Origin of the sequence: Candidatus Erwinia haradaeae (genome assembly GCF_900699015.1) — a bacterium.
Classification (GTDB): Bacteria; Pseudomonadota; Gammaproteobacteria; order Enterobacterales; family Enterobacteriaceae; genus Erwinia_E; species Erwinia_E haradaeae_E.
Window position 1 is genome coordinate 327,560 of record NZ_LR217737.1, and the last position, 17,869, is coordinate 345,428.

General features: G+C 33.4%; 14 protein-coding genes and 1 pseudogene. 14 read left to right on the plus strand and 1 reads right to left on the minus strand.

The window, feature by feature from the left end; translation table 11 throughout:
* Window positions 1–1,074 precede the first annotated feature (1,074 nt).
* A complete protein-coding gene (gene map, locus ERCIPICE3303_RS00935) occupies window positions 1,075–1,866 on the minus strand; it encodes a type I methionyl aminopeptidase (protein ID WP_157990881.1) in 792 nt (263 codons plus the stop codon).
* A 1,390-nt stretch (window positions 1,867–3,256) separates the two neighbouring features.
* On the opposite strand from map, the gene rpsB reads away from it, so the two are divergent.
* The 14 genes and pseudogenes from rpsB (at window position 3,257) to lpxB (ending at window position 17,802) form a co-directional block, all read left to right on the plus strand.
* Entirely contained in the window at window positions 3,257–4,000 is a 744-nt protein-coding gene (rpsB, locus tag ERCIPICE3303_RS00940; protein ID WP_157990882.1) for a 30S ribosomal protein S2, read from the plus strand.
* 186 nt (window positions 4,001–4,186) lie between these two features.
* Window positions 4,187–4,987, plus strand: a complete 801-nt coding sequence (gene tsf, locus ERCIPICE3303_RS00945; protein ID WP_157990883.1) for a translation elongation factor Ts — start codon at window positions 4,187–4,189, stop codon at window positions 4,985–4,987.
* A gap of 194 nt (window positions 4,988–5,181) precedes the next feature.
* Complete coding sequence (pyrH, locus tag ERCIPICE3303_RS00950) at window positions 5,182–5,907, plus strand: UMP kinase (RefSeq protein WP_157990884.1); 726 nt, start codon at window positions 5,182–5,184, stop codon at window positions 5,905–5,907.
* Window positions 5,908–6,033: 126 nt separating this feature from the next.
* Entirely contained in the window at window positions 6,034–6,591 is a 558-nt protein-coding gene (gene frr / locus ERCIPICE3303_RS00955; RefSeq protein ID WP_157990885.1) for a ribosome recycling factor, read from the plus strand.
* 147 nt (window positions 6,592–6,738) lie between these two features.
* Window positions 6,739–7,938 carry a 1-deoxy-D-xylulose-5-phosphate reductoisomerase gene (ispC, locus tag ERCIPICE3303_RS00960; RefSeq protein WP_157990886.1) on the plus strand — a complete coding sequence of 400 codons (1,200 nt, stop codon included), beginning with the start codon at window positions 6,739–6,741 and terminating at the stop codon, window positions 7,936–7,938.
* Window positions 7,939–8,128: 190 nt separating this feature from the next.
* Entirely contained in the window at window positions 8,129–8,872 is a 744-nt protein-coding gene (uppS, locus tag ERCIPICE3303_RS00965) for a polyprenyl diphosphate synthase (RefSeq protein ID WP_157990887.1), read from the plus strand.
* Window positions 8,873–8,902: 30 nt separating this feature from the next.
* Entirely contained in the window at window positions 8,903–9,763 is an 861-nt protein-coding gene (locus tag ERCIPICE3303_RS00970) for a phosphatidate cytidylyltransferase (RefSeq protein ID WP_157990888.1), read from the plus strand.
* Between the two features lie 9 nt (window positions 9,764–9,772).
* A complete protein-coding gene (rseP, locus tag ERCIPICE3303_RS00975) occupies window positions 9,773–11,122 on the plus strand; it encodes a sigma E protease regulator RseP (RefSeq protein ID WP_157990889.1) in 1,350 nt (449 codons plus the stop codon).
* 54 nt (window positions 11,123–11,176) lie between these two features.
* Complete coding sequence (gene bamA / locus ERCIPICE3303_RS00980; protein WP_157991286.1) at window positions 11,177–13,588, plus strand: outer membrane protein assembly factor BamA; 2,412 nt, start codon at window positions 11,177–11,179, stop codon at window positions 13,586–13,588.
* Window positions 13,589–13,728: 140 nt separating this feature from the next.
* Window positions 13,729–14,226: a molecular chaperone Skp gene (gene skp, locus ERCIPICE3303_RS00985; protein WP_157990890.1), complete on the plus strand. Its 498-nt coding sequence runs from the start codon at window positions 13,729–13,731 to the stop codon at window positions 14,224–14,226.
* 3 nt (window positions 14,227–14,229) lie between these two features.
* A complete protein-coding gene (lpxD, locus tag ERCIPICE3303_RS00990; RefSeq protein ID WP_157990891.1) occupies window positions 14,230–15,252 on the plus strand; it encodes a UDP-3-O-(3-hydroxymyristoyl)glucosamine N-acyltransferase in 1,023 nt (340 codons plus the stop codon).
* Between the two features lie 154 nt (window positions 15,253–15,406).
* On the plus strand, window positions 15,407–15,862 hold the full coding sequence (gene fabZ / locus ERCIPICE3303_RS00995; protein WP_157990892.1) for a 3-hydroxyacyl-ACP dehydratase FabZ: 456 nt from the start codon (window positions 15,407–15,409) through the stop codon (window positions 15,860–15,862).
* 3 nt (window positions 15,863–15,865) lie between these two features.
* Complete coding sequence (lpxA, locus tag ERCIPICE3303_RS01000; RefSeq protein WP_157990893.1) at window positions 15,866–16,654, plus strand: acyl-ACP--UDP-N-acetylglucosamine O-acyltransferase; 789 nt, start codon at window positions 15,866–15,868, stop codon at window positions 16,652–16,654.
* Between the two features lie 3 nt (window positions 16,655–16,657).
* A pseudogene (gene lpxB, locus ERCIPICE3303_RS01005) lies at window positions 16,658–17,802 on the plus strand (lipid-A-disaccharide synthase).
* Window positions 17,803–17,869 lie beyond the last annotated feature (67 nt).

Genomic DNA, 17,869 nt, shown 5'->3' on the forward strand with positions numbered 1-17,869 from the left:
TATTAGACTAATGCACTCCTCTATCTAATACTTTAGAGGAATTATGATTATTTATATTATTATTTTTAGTTGAGTATATATCTATCACTATTCAGATTGGTATTAAAAAGAAAATTTAGTTCTTTAAATATTAGTTTGTTTAGATTATTTTTAATAGATCTACTTTAATATTAAAGCCTATCGTTATTTAAGCTATGTAGATTCGAATCTATTATCTGTTCTTATATATATTATAACATTAAATTTGTATACAATATGCTTATTGACTTGTCGTATTTATTAGGATTTTTTCTGTAATAAATATTTATTTATAAGTTCTTGTATTTATAGAGAGGATTAGTTTTATGAAGTTCTTAGTAATTAATTAAACAATTAATTATTATGATGATAATAAAATATATCTTAATAATATGTTATATATTATGCTTTCATTTTTTAAAAAAGATCAATTTATTTAACATTTTAATTTTATAGATTATTTGATGATTAAAAATCATTTGTTTTATAATTCATATTTTTATTGCATCTTTCTATTTGTTTACATAAAATGTATAAAAATTTAATAATTTTTTATGGATAAGAAAGCTATATACTCATATTAGTGTTTTTGTTAGATAAGCGTTTTTTCGGATATGATTTTGTGTTTTTATATAAAAATATACTATCTATATATGATAGTATATAGAATAAACATATAGTAAGATTTAATATCTTAAATAGATACCTATCTAATAGATTGGATATTGAGGAAATAGTGATTTTTATAACTGTCTTATCGATTATTTGGTTTATATAGAAGTTATTAAAGAATATATTTAATTTCATATAGAAAGCTATAATCTATTTTATAATGATATTTTAATTCTTTGATTTAAAGTTAGGATTGCATAGTATCTATTATTGAGTACATAAGATTCTGTTTCTCCTTAATATGTAAGAGAAACAGTCTTAATCTTTGTTATAGCGAGATTTATTGAAACCTCTACTTTGTATCTATAATTAGATAGAGATTAATAGGATAACTACTAGGTGATCTCTTGTAGTGTAATTAAGTCTTATTGATGTAAAAATACATTAATCATTTATTTCAAGTAGTGGTACAGATTCATTTTGACGAAGGGTTAAGATCTCAGATCCATGTTGAGTTACTAAAATTGTATGTTCGTATTGTGCTGATAAACTACAGTCATGAGTTTTTACTGTCCAACCATCTTGCATAATGCGAATTCGAGAGCTACCGACATTCACCATAGGCTCAATGGTGAACACCATACCTGGTTGTAGGACCACCCCTCTATCATTAGCATTGTAATGTAGAACTTGAGGCGCTTCATGAAAGCTTTTTCCAATACCATGACCACAATATTCACGTACTACTGAGAATCCATTTTTCTCAACAAATTTTTGAATGTGATGTCCTAAGGTTTGTAAGCGAACTCCTGGTCTGACTAGTTGAATTGCATGGTAGAGACTTGTTTGTGTGATATTACATAGATGGTGTGCCTTGGTAGTTGAGTCACCTACTATAAACATGGTAGAGGTATCTGCATGGTAATCATCTTTAAGTACTGTAACATCAATATTAACAATATCGCCATTTTGTAATATTTTATCTGAACTTGGGATACCATGACAAACAACGTCATTGACTGAGATACATACAGATTTTGGAAAACCACAATACCCTAAGCAGGCGGCAATAGCATGCTGTTTGTTCACAATATAATCGTGACAAATAGAATCTAGTTCACCAGTACTAATATCTTGGATAACATACGGTTGAATCATTTCAAGTACTTCAGCTGCTAGAGAGCCAGCTATTCTCATTTTTCTTATTTCTTCATTAGTTTTGATTGGAATATTCATTTCTTTTTCCAAGTTGATAATTATTGTTGTATTAACAAGTATAAGAATTTTATGAGCAAGTATTAGAAAATCTCTAATTAGAGAGAAATACAACTAATTTAATACAGAAGAAATAGTTGGTATTCGTACTGATTCTATACTTTATTTTTTTTGGACGTAAACCTAAAATTGATTGATAAATCATATTTTTATATTAATTCATATATGTATTTCTATGTTTTCAAAATACATAATTTTATATTGGTTCTTAATTGTTTCCGTGTGTTCGGATGTTTTTTTAAAATACTTAACTATATAACATTATCCAACAATATAGTTTAATTAAAAATATTGCTTACGGTTGAGTCTTATTAATACTATAGAACTATGATCACAGTAACTGCCTGATGATAACAAATTTTTAAGCGATTTTTTAAAGTAATAGGTCTATTTCAATATATTATTACACTGTGTTCATTGGTAGTTTATATTAGGATGTTGGTTGCTATCTAAAGATAATCTATATTTATTTTATAAGATCTAATGTGATTTTAAAATGCTAAAAGATCTAGATGATTAGTTTAAGTTTATGCGGTGTCTACAAACTTAATGGAGTATTAATTCAACTATGATTTTCAATCTATATACTAGTGGTTCAGTTAGTAAAAAATGATGGGTTTATGTGATTGAGTCTAATGTTGATAGATTTAAGAATTAGAATGATAAAGGGACAAGGTTTAAAGATTGGTATTTCTTAAATGTAATGGATTAGTTGAATTAAAATAAAAGATAGGATTTAGAGATCAAGAAAATTACAAGTTCTTTCTTCATGTTGGATGATGAAAAGGAATTAAGATGCTAATTTAAGAAGAAACAAATATAATCTTTCGTTTTTCGTATTATTAACCTATCGGTTTGATTTTTTATACGTATAATGTATTTTTCGTGTTTTTGTAATTTTACATGACCCAGATAAAAACCTGAATTAACAGGATATTTGGTCAACTATGGAGTTAATTATTTGAAGAAAAAATTGAGATATGTATTGAAATCTTGTCCAGATTATCTTGAAAGGAGAAAAATAGATGTGTCATTAATGAGAATTTTATTTTTGACTTAGATGTAATGATAGATATGAATGATATTAGAAGAAGATACTTGATGTATATAATTTGTTGTTAGATACAATAGAATTCAATAATTTATATTCATGAATGATTATGGTATGAACTAGTTGTATTAGTGATCCTGACAATGATTTATACAATTTTAGTATATAAAAAGACTATATTTGTAGTATATATATTACTCAATATTAAAATATTTTATTCTTATTTCATAAGAGATAAGGCATTGACAGTATGAAATATCTAATAGCTTGACTCTAAACAATTATATTATAGAGGTAATCATGGTAACTATTTCCATGCACGAAATGCTGCAAGCTGGTGTTCATTTTGGCCATCAAACGCGTTACTGGAATCCAAAAATGAAGCCATTTATTTTTGGATCCCGCAATAAAGTACATATCATCAATCTTGAGAAAACTGTTCCTATGTTTCATGAGGCGCTATCTGAATTAAGAAAGATATCTTCTCGTAAAGGAAAAATTCTTTTTGTTGGAACCAAACGTGCTGCGAGTGTTGCAGTTAAGGAACATGCTATTAATTGTAATCAGTTTTTTGTTAATCACCGCTGGCTTGGCGGCATGTTGACTAATTGGAAAACTGTTAGACAATCGATTAAACATCTAAAAGATTTAGAAATTCAGTCTCAAGATGGTACGTTTGATAAATTGACAAAGAAAGAAGTTTTAATTCGTACCGGAAAACTAGCTAAGCTTGAGAATAGTTTAGGTGGAATTAAAGAAATGGGTGGTTTACCAGATGCCCTTTTTGTTATCGATGCCTATCATGAGGAGATTGCTATAAAAGAAGCCAATAATTTAGGAATTCCGGTATTTGCGATTGTTGATACTAATTCAAATCCAGATGGTGTCGATTTTATTATTCCAGGTAATGATGATGCAATCCGTGCTGTTAGTCTTTATCTAAATATAGTTGAGAATACAGTTTGTGAGGGGTCTTTTCAAAACACTTCACCACAATTAGTAGAAAATAGTATGGTAACTCAGACAGCAAATTTACCATGTTAAATCTTGATTATATTTTAAGATAAAACCATTAAGATATGGTATTGCAAAAATCTAGCTGCTGTAAGTATTAGGTAGATGGTTGATAGATAATTTGTCAAGTGGAAATAGATCTTAAAAACTATAATCTTATGGCTAATCTATATTGGATGTGATTACCATAGAGATTAGTCAACTGAGGATAAAATCATGGTAGAGATTACAGCTTCTCTAGTCAAAGAATTACGTGAACGAACCAGTGCAGGAATTCTTGACTGCAAGAAAGCGTTAACTGTATCTTCTGGTAATATTGAATTAGCAATTAAAAATATGCGTACATCTGGAGCTATTAAGGCAGCAAAAAAAATAGGTAATATTGTTTCAGAAGGTATGATTCAAATTAAAATTGAAAGTAATTATGGTGTAATGATTGAAGTTAATTGCGAAACTGATTTTGTCACTAAACATTCTGGTTTCCAGTTATTTGTTAATAGAGTAATTAACGCTGCTTTTATTGATAAGATCAATGATCTTATGGTATTAAGATCTAAGTTTGAAGAAGAGCGAATAGAACTTATTTCGACGATAGGTGAGAACATTCATATTCGTCGTATAGCTGTTATAGAAGGTCCATCATTAAATTCTTATTTACATCATGCGCGTATTGGAGTGATTGTTTCTACTATATCGTCTGATACAGAATTTTCTAAACACATAGCGATGCATATTGCAGCAAGTCAACCTGAATATATAAGGCCAGAGGATATATCTACGGAGGTGATAAAGAATGAAAGTCAAATTCAATTAGGTATTGCTATGCAAGCTGGCAAATCAAAAGACATTGCTGAAAAAATAATAGAAGGTCGTATGAAGAAATTTGCGGATAGGATATCACTTACTGGTCAGCCTTTTATTTTCGATCAAAGCAAAACTGTAGGTCAGTGTTTAAAAGAAAAAAATGCATCTGTTATTGATTTTGTACGATTTAAAATCGGTAATGCTATTAGATAAAAAATAAGATATTCTAATATCAGATTAAATTCTAAGTAGATTACCTCAATACTTTAATCAGTATTGAGGGTTGGCTAATAACTGCAATCTATATTTCAATAATATCCGATGTTTAAACATAATAAAAACACTCTTAAGATGATGTCAAGAAAATCAGTGATATTTTACTGCAGATACCATCTAGGGGAATAAGCATGATTACTAATATAAAACTTATATATAAACGCATACTTCTTAAAATTAGTGGAGAAGCGTTAAAAGGTTCTGAAGTTTATGGTATTGATATCATTTTTCTTAAAAGAATTGTAATGGAAGTAAAAGAATTAGTCGAATTAGGTGTTCAGGTAGGTATAGTAGTTGGTGGAGGAAATCTCTTTCGGGGTTCTAGTTTAGTGAAGGATGGTATGAGTCCTGTAGTTGCTGATCACATGGGCATGTTGGCAACAGTAATAAATGGTTTAGCTATGTATGATGCTTTAAATCATGCGCATGTAGAGGCTTCTCTTATGTCTTCTATTCCTCTAAATGGATTATGTGATAGTTATAGTTGGGCTAAAGCTATTCGATTGTTGTATAATAATCGAGTTCTAGTTTTTTCTTCTGGTACCGGTAATCCATTTTTTACTACTGATTCTGCTGCTTGTTTACGTGGTATTGAAATTGAGGCAGATGTAGTACTAAAAGCGACCAAAGTAGATGGTGTTTATTCTTCTGATCCGATGAATCATTCGGATGCAGTTTTGTATGAGAGGCTTTCTTACTCTGAGGTGTTAAAGAAAGAGCTAACAGTTATGGACTTAGCAGCTTTTACTTTAGCTCGAGATCATTCACTGCCTATTTGTATATTTAATATCAATAAAATAGGTGCTCTTCGTCGTATTCTTCTGGGTGACAAAGAAGGAACGTTGATTACGAATTAAGATTTTTCTACTGATAAAATCAGTATGTATATTTTAGGAATAAATGTTCACAAATGCTGTATATTAAAATTTTCTAAATTTTCTAGAAGTTTCTAAGAAATTTGAATAGAATTTAAGGGCTATAATTTGATTAACGATATTAAAAAAGATACAGAAATACGTATGGAAAAATGCGTAGAAGTCTTTATCAGTCAAATTCGAAAGATTCGTACTGGTCGTGCTTCACCATGTCTTTTAGATGGCCTCATGATTGATTATTATGGGTCTTTAACTCCCTTGTCTAAGTTAGCTAGTGTGACTGTAGAAAATTCTCGTACTTTAAAAATTAATTTATTTGATCGTTCAGTTACTCCTTCAGTTGAGAAAGCTATTATAACTTCTGATCTTGGTCTCAACCCAGCTTCAGAGGGTGGGGATATACGTGTTCCACTTCCAATATTAACTGAAGAGCGTCGTTATAAATTAATTAAATTGGTGCGGAGTGAAGCTGAGAAGGGGCGTATCGCTTTACGTAATATACGACGTGATGTTAATGATAAATTAAAACTATTGATGAAAGATAAAAAGATGAATGAAGAAAACATTCGTCACACACAAGATGTTATACAGAAAACAATCGGTATTTTTATTAAGAAAATTGATTTAATCGTGGTAGAAAAGGAAAAAGAGTTATTAGATTTTTAATATTTTATTACCCATTATTGATGTGATAACGATCACTAATATCAATACTTTAGTATTTTATTATTAATATTGATAGTTTTTCACTACACCTAATTAGTTTTTTTACATATTTTAGATTACCGAATTTTTATGTTTTTGAGTAATAAAATGAAGAAATTAACCATCCTTGGTTCCACTGGATCAATTGGAAGAAGCACTTTATCTGTAGTGCGGGCAAATCCAAATCTTTTTGTTGTTAGAGCTCTTGTCGCTGATCGAAATGTTAATATGATAGCAGAACAGTGTTATGAATTTCGTCCTGATTTTGTTGTTATGTCAGATGAATTGGCTGCAAATGAACTTCATAAAAAGTTAATTAATTTTAATATTTCTACTAAGGTGCTAGGTGGAGAGAAAGCTGTCTGTGAAATTGCTGCTCTAGATGATGTTGATCAAGTGATGGTTTCTATTGTAGGTGTAGCGGGTTTATTGCCTACTCTTTCTGCTATTCAGGCAGGGAAACAGGTTTTATTAGCAAATAAAGAGTCATTAGTGAGTGGTGGTCGTTTTTTACTAGAAGCAGTGAGTGCTTCTTCTACTCAACTTCTACCGATTGATAGTGAACATAATGCTATTTTTCAGAGTTTACCTCATTATTTGCAGAAGAATCTTAGTTCTTCTTCTAAAGATAAGTATGGTGTTGAAGGTATTATTCTTACAGGTTCTGGCGGTCCGTTCAGTCAGACACCGTTATCTAAATTAGATCAGATTACACCAGATCAAGCTTGTTTGCACCCAAACTGGATAATGGGGCAGAAGATTTCAGTTGACTCAGCTACTATGATGAATAAAGGGTTGGAATACATTGCAGCCAAGTGGTTGTTTGATCTTTCTTTCTCTCAGATTGAAGTTATTCTCCATCCGCAATCTGTAATCCATTCTATGGTGCGCTATTGCGATGGCAGTGTTATTGCACAGATGAGCTCTCCGGATATGCGTGTACCTATTGCTTATGCAATGGGTTGGCCATACCGTATTCAATCAGGCGCTGCTTCTCTTAACTTCCAGAATATTTCAGCTATAACCTTTTCGGAACCGGATTATTTACGTTATCCCTGTTTAAAACTGGCCATGGAGGCCAGTCTAGCTGGTCAAGCAAGCACCACGATACTCAATGCGTCTAATGAGATTGCAGTAGAAGCATTTTTAGAATCAAGAATTTATTTTACTGATATAGCTAGGTTAAATAGTATGGTTTTGGATTATTTTTTCTGTAGTGAACCAGAAAGCATTGAAGATGTTCTTGCTATTGATGTTGAAGCTCGTGCTATATCCAGAGAACTGCTGCAACATTTTTCCTTAAAGTGATCTGCTATAATTTCCTTGTATGGTTAATTGTGAGTGATAAAGAGAGATGATATAGTCACTCTAACGACAGCAGTTAGATCTAAAACGTAGTAAAACAGATTCAGCCTATACAATCGCAGGTATTAAATTCTAACGGAGTGAGAAATTTTATAATTTATTCATTTCTGAGTTAAGGGAATCATTACGTGTAATGTCGTCTGAAAAAGAAGTTCAAATTCGTAAAAATCAGGGAATCCAGCCTCGGCATGTAGCGATTATTATGGATGGAAATGGTCGTTGGGCGAAGAATCAAGGTAAGAGCCGTATTTCTGGTCATAAAGCGGGAATAGAATCCGTTCGTCGAGCTGTAAGTTTTTCTGTGAATCACTATTTAGATGCATTAACATTATACGCTTTTAGTAGAGAAAATTGGAATCGACCAAAAAAAGAGGTGATGGATTTATTAGATCTTTTTATTGTAGTAATAGAAAGTGAAATAAATAGTCTGCATAAAAATAATGTTTGTTTAAAAATTATTGGTGATATTAGTCGTTTCAGTAGACGTTTGCAAGATTCTATTTATAGTGCTGAAGAACAGACTAAGAGTAATCAAGGATTAAGACTGAATATTGCTGCGAATTATGGTGGTCGCTGGGATATTGTTCATGGAGTGAGAAAAATAGCAGGGCAAGTCAAGGATGGGCTTATTCAACCAGAGCAAATTGAAGAAGAGACTTTATCTTCTCATCTGTGTTTACATAAGATAGCACCTGTAGATTTAGTAATTAGGACTGGAGGAGAGTATCGAATTAGTAATTTTCTGTTATGGCAGGTTGCTTATTCGGAATTCTGGTTTACGGATACTTTATGGCCAGATTTTGATGAATATGTATTTGAGGGTGCACTAAATGCATTTGCGCAACGAGAACGACGTTTTGGTGGAACTAGTATTTAAATTTTCCTATGTTGGCAAGCCGAGGTTGTTGTGTTAAAATTGCGCTTAATTACTTCGTGTATATTAATTCCTATTGTTATCGCAGGCTTGTTTTTATGTTCACTACCCTGGTTTGCTGTTATTATGATCGTGATCAGTATGTTAGCTGCATGGGAGTGGACAGCGTTATCAGGGATAGTCTCTTTCAAAAAAAGAGTTAGTATGACGCTTTTGTTTGGTTTGATTATATTTATATATACATTATCTTTAATGTTCGAATTAGAATGGATATTATCTTGGTTTAATTTGATTAATATTCTGCAAGTCTCTCTTATTTGGTGGACTATCGCTACACTTCTAGTGTTATTCTATCCTTCTTCAGCGTTATTTTGGCCTACCTCATATTTATTACGTTTAATTTTTGGTGTACTAACTCTCCTTCCCTTTTTTTGCGGTATGCTGTTTTTAAGACAGTATAACTATGTAGTAGATCATCATGCTGGTTCCTGGTTAATTCTTTATTTAATGTTGCTTATTTGGGGAATGGATTCCGGTGCTTATTTATGTGGTAAAATGTTTGGAAAACATAAATTATTACCAAGAGTCTCAGTAGGTAAAACATGGGAAGGTTTGTTTGGTGGTTTATTAACTGCAGGTTGTGTTTTTTATTTTTTGTATTTATTTATACCATTTCGGATTTCATTTTCTTCCCTTTTCGTTTGTTCTCTGTCAGCTGTTTTAATATCTATTTTTGGTGATTTAACAGAAAGTATGTTTAAACGTGCAGCAGGGATAAAAGATAGTAGTAATCTCATTCCGGGCCATGGTGGTGTTCTTGACCGTATTGATAGTTTAACGGCTGCTATTCCAATTTTTGCAAGTTTACAGTTATTATTGGTAGGGGTATTCTAGGAATATATGATGCTGAGCGCACTCTTAAGTTGTATCGTTTTTATTTTTTCAGTAGGAGTTTTAATTGCCGCGCATGAATGTGGGCATTTTTTCACAGCACGTTTCTGTGGAGTTAAGGTAGAGCGCTTTTCAATTGGTTTTGGAAAAACACTATGGCGTTATATAGATAAAAAGGGTACAGAGTATATACTTGCGCTCATTCCTCTGGGTGGTTATGTTAAAATGTTGAATGTACGTTCAACTGGCGTTGCTTGCTCACTTTCTTGTCAGGCTTTTAATAAAAAAACTGTATTACAACGGATGGCTATTGTTATGGCCGGTCCTTTATCTAATTTTATTTTTTCTATTTTAATTTACTGGATAGTATTTATTATTGGAATGCCTACTATTCGACCAGTGATTAATAGAATCATAATTAATTCGCCTGCTTCAGAAGCGAAAATTAATGCAGGAATGGAAATAAAGTCTATTGATGGAATGGATACGCCTGATTGGGATTCTGTACGGATAGCGTTTCTAAAAAAGATTGGTAATGATTATGTTCGTATTGGTGTGACTGTACCAGGAAGTAAAAAAAATAGTGAAAAAATTATTAACTTGCGTCCTTGGAAAGATAATTTAGATAAAAAGGATTTACTACAATCACTAGGAATAGAAGGACCTAGGCCGCATATTGAATTAGTATTAGATCAGGTAAAGAGGAATTCTGCAGCGAGTCGTGCAGGTTTGCGGATGGGTGATAAAATTGTTACAGTTTCTGGTAAACTTGAGACTACATGGAATCATTTTTCTGCGATTATACGTGATAGTCCAAATAAAGCGATAAACATTGGGGTAGAGAGGGCGGGTAAACATGTGCATGTAGTATTAGTGCCAGACATTGATCTTCATAACAATAATCAAGGATTTGCCGGACTTGTTCCTCATGTAAGACTCGTGTCTGATCAGTATAGAACAACATACTGTTATCAGCCATTTATTGCACTTAGTAAAGCAGTCTTGAAAACTTGGCAGTTGATTCAGTTTACGGTAAACATGTTAAGTAAACTGATTATCGGTGAGATAAGCCTGAATCATCTTAGTGGTCCCATTTCGATTGCGCAGAGTGCAGGAAAGTCAGTAGAGTATGGTTTTAGATATTATCTAATATTTCTTTCGCGGATTAGCATAAACCTTGGGGTGATCAATCTGTTACCGCTCTTAGGTTTAGATGGCGGACATCTTTTATGCTTATTAATTGAAAAAATAAAAGGTCAGCCGCTGTCTGAGTATATGCAGGCATTCAGTTATCGTATTAGTTTGATTATACTCATAATATTAATGGGACTAGCTATCTTCAATGATTTTTCACATTTCTGATTTATTGACCGGTAAATGAGCAATGAGCATTAAACTGGCGGTATCTATTAAAGGATAGAGATGAAACATTTTCTTATAGCTTCGTTGCTAATGAGCAGCGCTACTGTATATGGTGCAGATAAATTTGTAATTAAGAATATTTCTTTTGATGGGCTACAGCGAGTTTCAGTTGCAGCAGTATTACGTAGCATGCCTGTCCATGTAGATGATACTGTTTCTAATGTAGATTTAGGAAATACAATTCGTGCGCTTTTTTCTACTGGTTACTTTGATGATGTCCATATTTTACGTGATGGTAACAGACTTATTATCCGTCTTAAAGAGCGTCCTACGATTTCTAGCATTACTTTTTATGGGAATAAAGTAGTGCAGGAAGCAATGTTAAAACAGAGCCTTGATTCTTTTGGTGTACGCGTTGGTGAGACTCTTGATCGATCTGTAACCACGTCTATTGAAAAAGGATTAGAAAATTTTTACTGTAATATTGGTCGATATAGCGCAACAGTAAAAGTGTTAGTTATTCCGTTACCATTTAACCGTGTAGATTTAAGGATAGTTTTTTCTGAAGGTATCCCAGCAAAGATTAAACAGATAAATATAGTTGGTAATCAAGCATTCAGTACTAATCAGTTAATCGCAAATTTTACATTGCATGAGAAAGGAGCCTGGTGGAATATTATGAGTGATGGTAAATACCAGGCTCAAAAGCTCTCTGCAGATTTAGATAGTTTACGGAATTTTTATTTAGATCGTGGCTACGCTAGGTTTAATATCAATTCTGCTCGACTTAGTATAACGCCAGATAAAAAAAATATTTATATTACTATTGATATTACTGAAGGTCAGAAATATACATTATCTGGGATTACAATAAGTCATGATTTAGAAGGGTATTCTTCAGATATTAAAGCGCTAACAAGAGTGAAATCTAATGAGTTTTATGATGGGAGGAAAGTTACTCAAATAGAAGAAAGAATAAAGAAAATTTTGGGTAAAAACGGTTATGCCTATCCACTTGTAGAACCTAAATTAGATATTAATGATGCCAAGAATACTGTTGATCTATCTTTTAATCTAGATAAAGGGCGTCGTTACTATATACATCAAGTACGTTTTGCAGGGAATTATAATTCTAAAGATGCAGTATTAAGACGTGAAATACGACAAATGGAGGGGACTTGGTTTGGTAGAGACCTGATTGATCAAGGAAGAGAACGTTTATTTCGTCTTGGTTATTTTACAACAGTAACTGTTCATATCGATCCAGTGCCTGGATCATTGGATCAAGTTGATGTTGTTTATGAGGTGAAAGAACAAAATACCGGGACTATTAATTTAGGTCTTGGTTATGGAACAGAAAGTGGAGTGAGCTTTCAGGCTGGCATAACTCAGGATAACTGGTTAGGTACTGGAAATACAATCTCTTTTAATAGTACAAAAAATGATTACTTGACTTATGCTTCATTTGCCTTGACTGATCCTTATTTTACAGTTTCTGGTATTAGCCTCAGTAGTCGTATATTTTACAATGACTTTAAGGCTGATGATGCTGATTTATCAGATTATACAAATAAGAACTATGGGTTAGATAACACATTAGGTTTACCTATGAGTGAATCCAGTACGCTTCGTATTGGCTTAGGGTATCAGCATCATGCGTTGTCTCATATGAAACCACAGGTTTCTATGTGGCGTTATCTTCGTTCTGTTGGTCAGAATGCTTCTGTGTCTTCTGATGCAGCTTTTTCTATAGATGATATAGCCTTTAACTATGGATGGATCTATAAGACTACTAACCATAGTACCTTTCCTACAACTGGTCATAATATAAACTTAAATGGAAAAATAACAATACCAGGTTCAGATAATTCTTTTTATAAATTAACGCTAGATTTACAACAATATGTTCCAATTAATCAGTCTAGAAGCTGGGTGTTTTTAGGGCGTAGTCGCCTTGGATATGGAGATGGAATTGGTAATAAAGAATTGCCTTTTTATGAGAATTTTTATGCTGGTGGTCTAAGTACAGTACGTGGTTTTCGTTCTAATACCATTGGACCTAAGGCGGTTTATTATAATACTAGTTCTTCTAAGTGCTCTATAAGTCATCCAGCTGGGATCTGTAATTCTGATGATTCGGTTGGTGGAAACGTTATGGCTGTTGTCAGTGCTGAATTGATTACACCAACTCCATTTATTAGTGTAAAATATGATAATTCTATTCGTACTTCTTTATTTATTGATGCAGGAGCTCTCTGGGATACTCATTGGGTAAGTATTGCAGATACAAATTTAGTTCATATTCCTGATTATAGTCAACCTGGTAATTTACGTGTTTCAGCTGGTCTTTCGGTGCAATGGGTATCCCCTATTGGTCCTCTAATATTTTCTTATTCTCATCCTTTGAAAAAATATCCTGGTGATAAGATTGAGCAATTTCAGTTCCACATTGGAAAAATCTGGTAAATCAACATGTATATTGCGTATAGATTAGACATTGTATTTCTAAGTGAATATGGTAGTTCATAAATCAGTAAATGTACATAATATTAATATTAGTATTAGTTGTTAATCTAATAATGGTGAAAGTTTAAAGGAGTTTAATAGTGAAACAGTTTTTTTATATTGCAGGTTTTAGTTTATTCTTATCTACATGCGCAATAGCTGAAGCTTCTGATAAAATTGCCGTAGTAAACATGTCGAGTATTTTTCAACAGCTACCAGAACGTGCTGCTTCTGCGCAGAAATTAGAGAATGAATTTAAAGAGCGTACTACAGAATTGCAAGGGATGGAACATGACCTACAAACTAAAATACGTCGTCTTCAGCGTGATGGATTTACTATGAAGCCCAGTGAGCGTATTAGCATGGAACAAGAGGTGATACAACAGAGAGAGTCTTTTTCAAATAAAGTTCAAGTATTTGATCAGGACAATCGTCGACGCCAAATAGAAGAGAGAAATAAAATTTTAGAAAGGATCCAAAACGCTGTGAAGAAAATTGCTCGTAGTCAAGGATATGATATTGTATTTGATCAGAATGCTATTGCTTATGTTGCTCAATCTAAAGACATCACTGATGATGTTTTAAAACAGGTACAATAGTTTATGTTTTCAATTCGACTGGCTGAATTAGCCCAGCAGTTGGATGCAGAATTGCATGGTGATGGTGATATTAAGATCTATGGGATTGCTTCTATAGAATCAGCTAAAACCGGTCAGGTCACATTCCTTTCAAGTAGGCGTTATCGCAAGAAGCTTTTGGTATGTCAGGCTTCAGCGGTTGTGTTAACCTCATTAGATCTTAGATTTTTTCATGGGTCTTCGCTTGTAGTTAAGAATCCTTATTTAACATACGCACGCATGGCGCAATTTTTTGATAGTACGCCAAAATCGGCTATAGGAATTGCACCAAGCGCTGTAATTAATAATACGGTCCAACTTGGTAAAAATATCTCAATTGGTGCTAATACAGTGATTGAGTCTGATGTAGTGCTCGAAGATCATGTTGTAATTGGCGCAGGTTGTTTTATAGGGGAACAGACTCGTATTGGCGAAGGTACTCGATTGTGGGCAAATGTTTCTATTTATCATGCAGTTGAGATTGGTTCTAATTGCCTTATTCACTCAGGTTCTGTAATAGGCTCCGATGGTTTTGGGTATGCACAGGATGGTGCTGATTGGGTTAAGATTCCGCAGTTAGGTGGAGTCATTATTGGACATCATGTGGAGATAGGTGCTTGCACGACTATTGATCGTGGTGCTTTAGATAATACTTATATTGGAAATGATGTCGTCATAGATAATCAGTGTCAGATCGCACATAATGTAATTATTGGAAACAATACTGCTATAGCTGGTGGTGTAGTTATGGCTGGTAGTCTTAAAATTGGCAGTTACTGTATGATTGGTGGCGCTAGCGTGATTAATGGTCATATAGAGATCTGTGACAAAGTTACAGTAACAGGGATGAGTATGGTGATGAGATCTATTACTGAGCCTGGAATATATTCTTCTGGTATTCCTATTCAGTCGAACAAGATTTGGCGCAAAACTACAGTGTTAATAATGAATATTGAGGATATAAGAAAACGTTTAAAAATCATCGAAAAGAATCTCATTAAAAAGTAAAAATATCATAATGAATATGATCCATTGTTTATAAACAGATATTCAAAGAATATAGAAGTATTAGATTTAGACATCATTTCCGACCTAAGGAAACATAAATTATTAAAAATCGTTTTATTGAAGCCATAAGATTTTTAAGGACAGGAAGAGTATTTTGAATACTAAAGCTCATACTCTAAAAATTGAAGAGATTATTGAACTATTACCACATTGTTATCCTTTTTTACTAGTTGATCGAGTTATTGATTTTGAAAAAAACAAATATCTCCGAGCGGTTAAGAATGTATCAGTTAATGAACCATTTTTTCAAGGGCATTTTCCTGGTAAGCCTATTTTTCCAGGTGTCTTAATTCTTGAGGCTATGGCTCAAGCTACTGGGATTCTTGCGTTTAAAAGTGTTGGTAAATTAGAGCCAGGGGAACTTTATTATTTTGCTGGTATTAATGAAGCACGATTTAAGCGACCTGTTGTACCTGGTGATCAAATGATCATGGAGGTGACTTTTGAAAAAACACGTCGTGGATTAACACGTTTTAAAGGTTGGGCTACTGTAGATGGTAAAATTGTCTGCGAAGCAACAATGATGTGCGCCCGAAGCCGGGAGGTCTAATTGGTGATTGATTCTACCGCGGTTATTCATCCTACTGCAATTATTGAGGCAGGAGCAGTGATTGGTGCAGGCGTTCAGATTGATCCTTTTTGTATTATTGGTTCTCACGTTACTATCGGGGAGGGAACTGTGATAAAATCGCATGTCGTGGTTAATGGCCATACCTGTATTGGAAAGAATAATACTTTATGGTCATTTACTTCAGTAGGTGAAGTCAATCAGGATCAAAAATATACTGGTGAGCCGACTAGGGTGGAAATTGGCGATCGTAATCATATTCGTGAAAGCGTGACCATTCATCGTGGAACAACACAATCAAATGGGGTAACACGTATTGGTGATGATAATCTTCTTATGGTAAATGCACATATTGCGCATGACTGTGTCATTGGAAACCATTGTATTTTAGCTAATAATGCAACATTAGCTGGGCATGTGAGTGTAGATGATTTTGCCATCATTGGCGGTATGACAGCAGTACATCAATTTTGCATTATTGGCTCTTATGTTATGGTGGGTGGATGTTCTGGTGTAACTCAGGATGTTCCTCCTTATGTTATTGCACAGGGTAATCACGCTAGGCCTTTTGGCATCAATTTAGTTGGGTTAAAGCGTCATGGGTTTAGTATAGAGGCATTGCAGGCTATTCGTGCTGCGTATAAGATTCTTTATCGCAGTGGCAAGACATTGGATACAGTTAAGCCAGAGATTGCTCGTATTGCACATTTACATCCAGAGGTTCAACCGTTCTATGATTTTTTTGCCCGATCTACTAGAGGTTTAATTCGTTAAGATATGTCAAATAATTCTTTAACAATTGCTCTTGTTGCTGGAGAGGTTTCTGGTGACATGCTCGGTGCAGGGTTGATTCGAGCGATAAAAAAAAACATTCTGATGCACGTTTTATAGGTGTAGCTGGGCCTTTAATGAAGTCTGAAGGATGTTGCGCATGGTATGACATGGAAGAATTAGCAGTTATGGGATTAGTTGAAATTGTAGGGCGTTTACGTCGTTTATTATATATTCGACGTGATTTAGCGTATCGTCTTATTCTTTTGAAACCCGATGTGTTTATTGGTATTGATTCGCCTGATTTTAACTTAACATTGGAAGGTTGCTTAAAGAAGCATGGTATTCGTACTGTTCACTATGTTAGCCCATCGTTGTGGGCTTGGAGACCAAAACGCATTCTTACTATTAGTCGTGTTACTGATCTTGTTTTAGCGTTATTCCCATTTGAAAAAGCTTTTTATGATCGTTGGAATGTTTCTTGTCGTTTTATTGGACATGCTATGGCTGATTTAATGCCAATTAATCCAGATAAGTTCTCTATACGACATGAACTTGGTATTGATTCAGATTCTTTATGTTTAGCTTTATTACCAGGTAGTCGTAGTTCTGAAGTGGAGATGTTGAGTTCAGATTTTCTAAAAACAGCAGTTATTTTGCAGGACAAATATCCTCATCTTAAGATTATTATACCTATAGTTAACTCACAACGCCGTTTGCAATTTGATAGGATAAAGAATCGAGTGGCGCCTAACTTACCAGTGCATTTTTTGGATGGTAAAGGTCCTCAAGTAATGCAAGCCAGTGATGTTGCATTGTTAGCTTCGGGAACGGCTACGTTAGAATGCATGTTAGCAAAATGCCCAATGGTAGTAAGCTACCGTATGAAACCTATTACTTTTTGGTTAGCTAAACGTTTAGTAAAGACTAGCTATATTTCTCTTCCTAATTTATTATCTAATTCTACTTTGGTTCCAGAGTTCTTGCAAAAGAGGTGCCATCCACCACAGTTAGCAGCTGCGTTGGATCCTTTTCTTATGAAAAGGAATATATGTCCTACCTTATTAGATACTTTTATTAAGCTACATCATCAAATTCGACAGAATTCTCATGAAAAGGCAGCAATAGCAGTACTAGAGTTATGCAAATAAATAATTGATTATTGATGTTTAGATAGATATAAATTAGCTATACTATTAATTAGTAATTATAGATTTG

Bases quoted from the DNA above. Each gene is read 5' to 3' on its own strand.
- map (WP_157990881.1), bottom strand. From the start codon at position 1,866: ATGAATATTCCAATCAAAACTAATGAAGAAATAAGAAAAATGAGAATA.
- rpsB (WP_157990882.1), top strand. From the start codon at position 3,257: ATGGTAACTATTTCCATGCACGAAATGCTGCAAGCTGGTGTTCATTTT.
- tsf (WP_157990883.1), top strand. From the start codon at position 4,187: ATGGTAGAGATTACAGCTTCTCTAGTCAAAGAATTACGTGAACGAACC.
- pyrH (WP_157990884.1), top strand. From the start codon at position 5,182: ATGATTACTAATATAAAACTTATATATAAACGCATACTTCTTAAAATT.
- ispC (WP_157990886.1), top strand. From the start codon at position 6,739: ATGAAGAAATTAACCATCCTTGGTTCCACTGGATCAATTGGAAGAAGC.
- uppS (WP_157990887.1), top strand. From the start codon at position 8,129: ATGTCGTCTGAAAAAGAAGTTCAAATTCGTAAAAATCAGGGAATCCAG.
- rseP (WP_157990889.1), top strand. From the start codon at position 9,773: ATGCTGAGCGCACTCTTAAGTTGTATCGTTTTTATTTTTTCAGTAGGA.
- lpxD (WP_157990891.1), top strand. From the start codon at position 14,230: ATGTTTTCAATTCGACTGGCTGAATTAGCCCAGCAGTTGGATGCAGAA.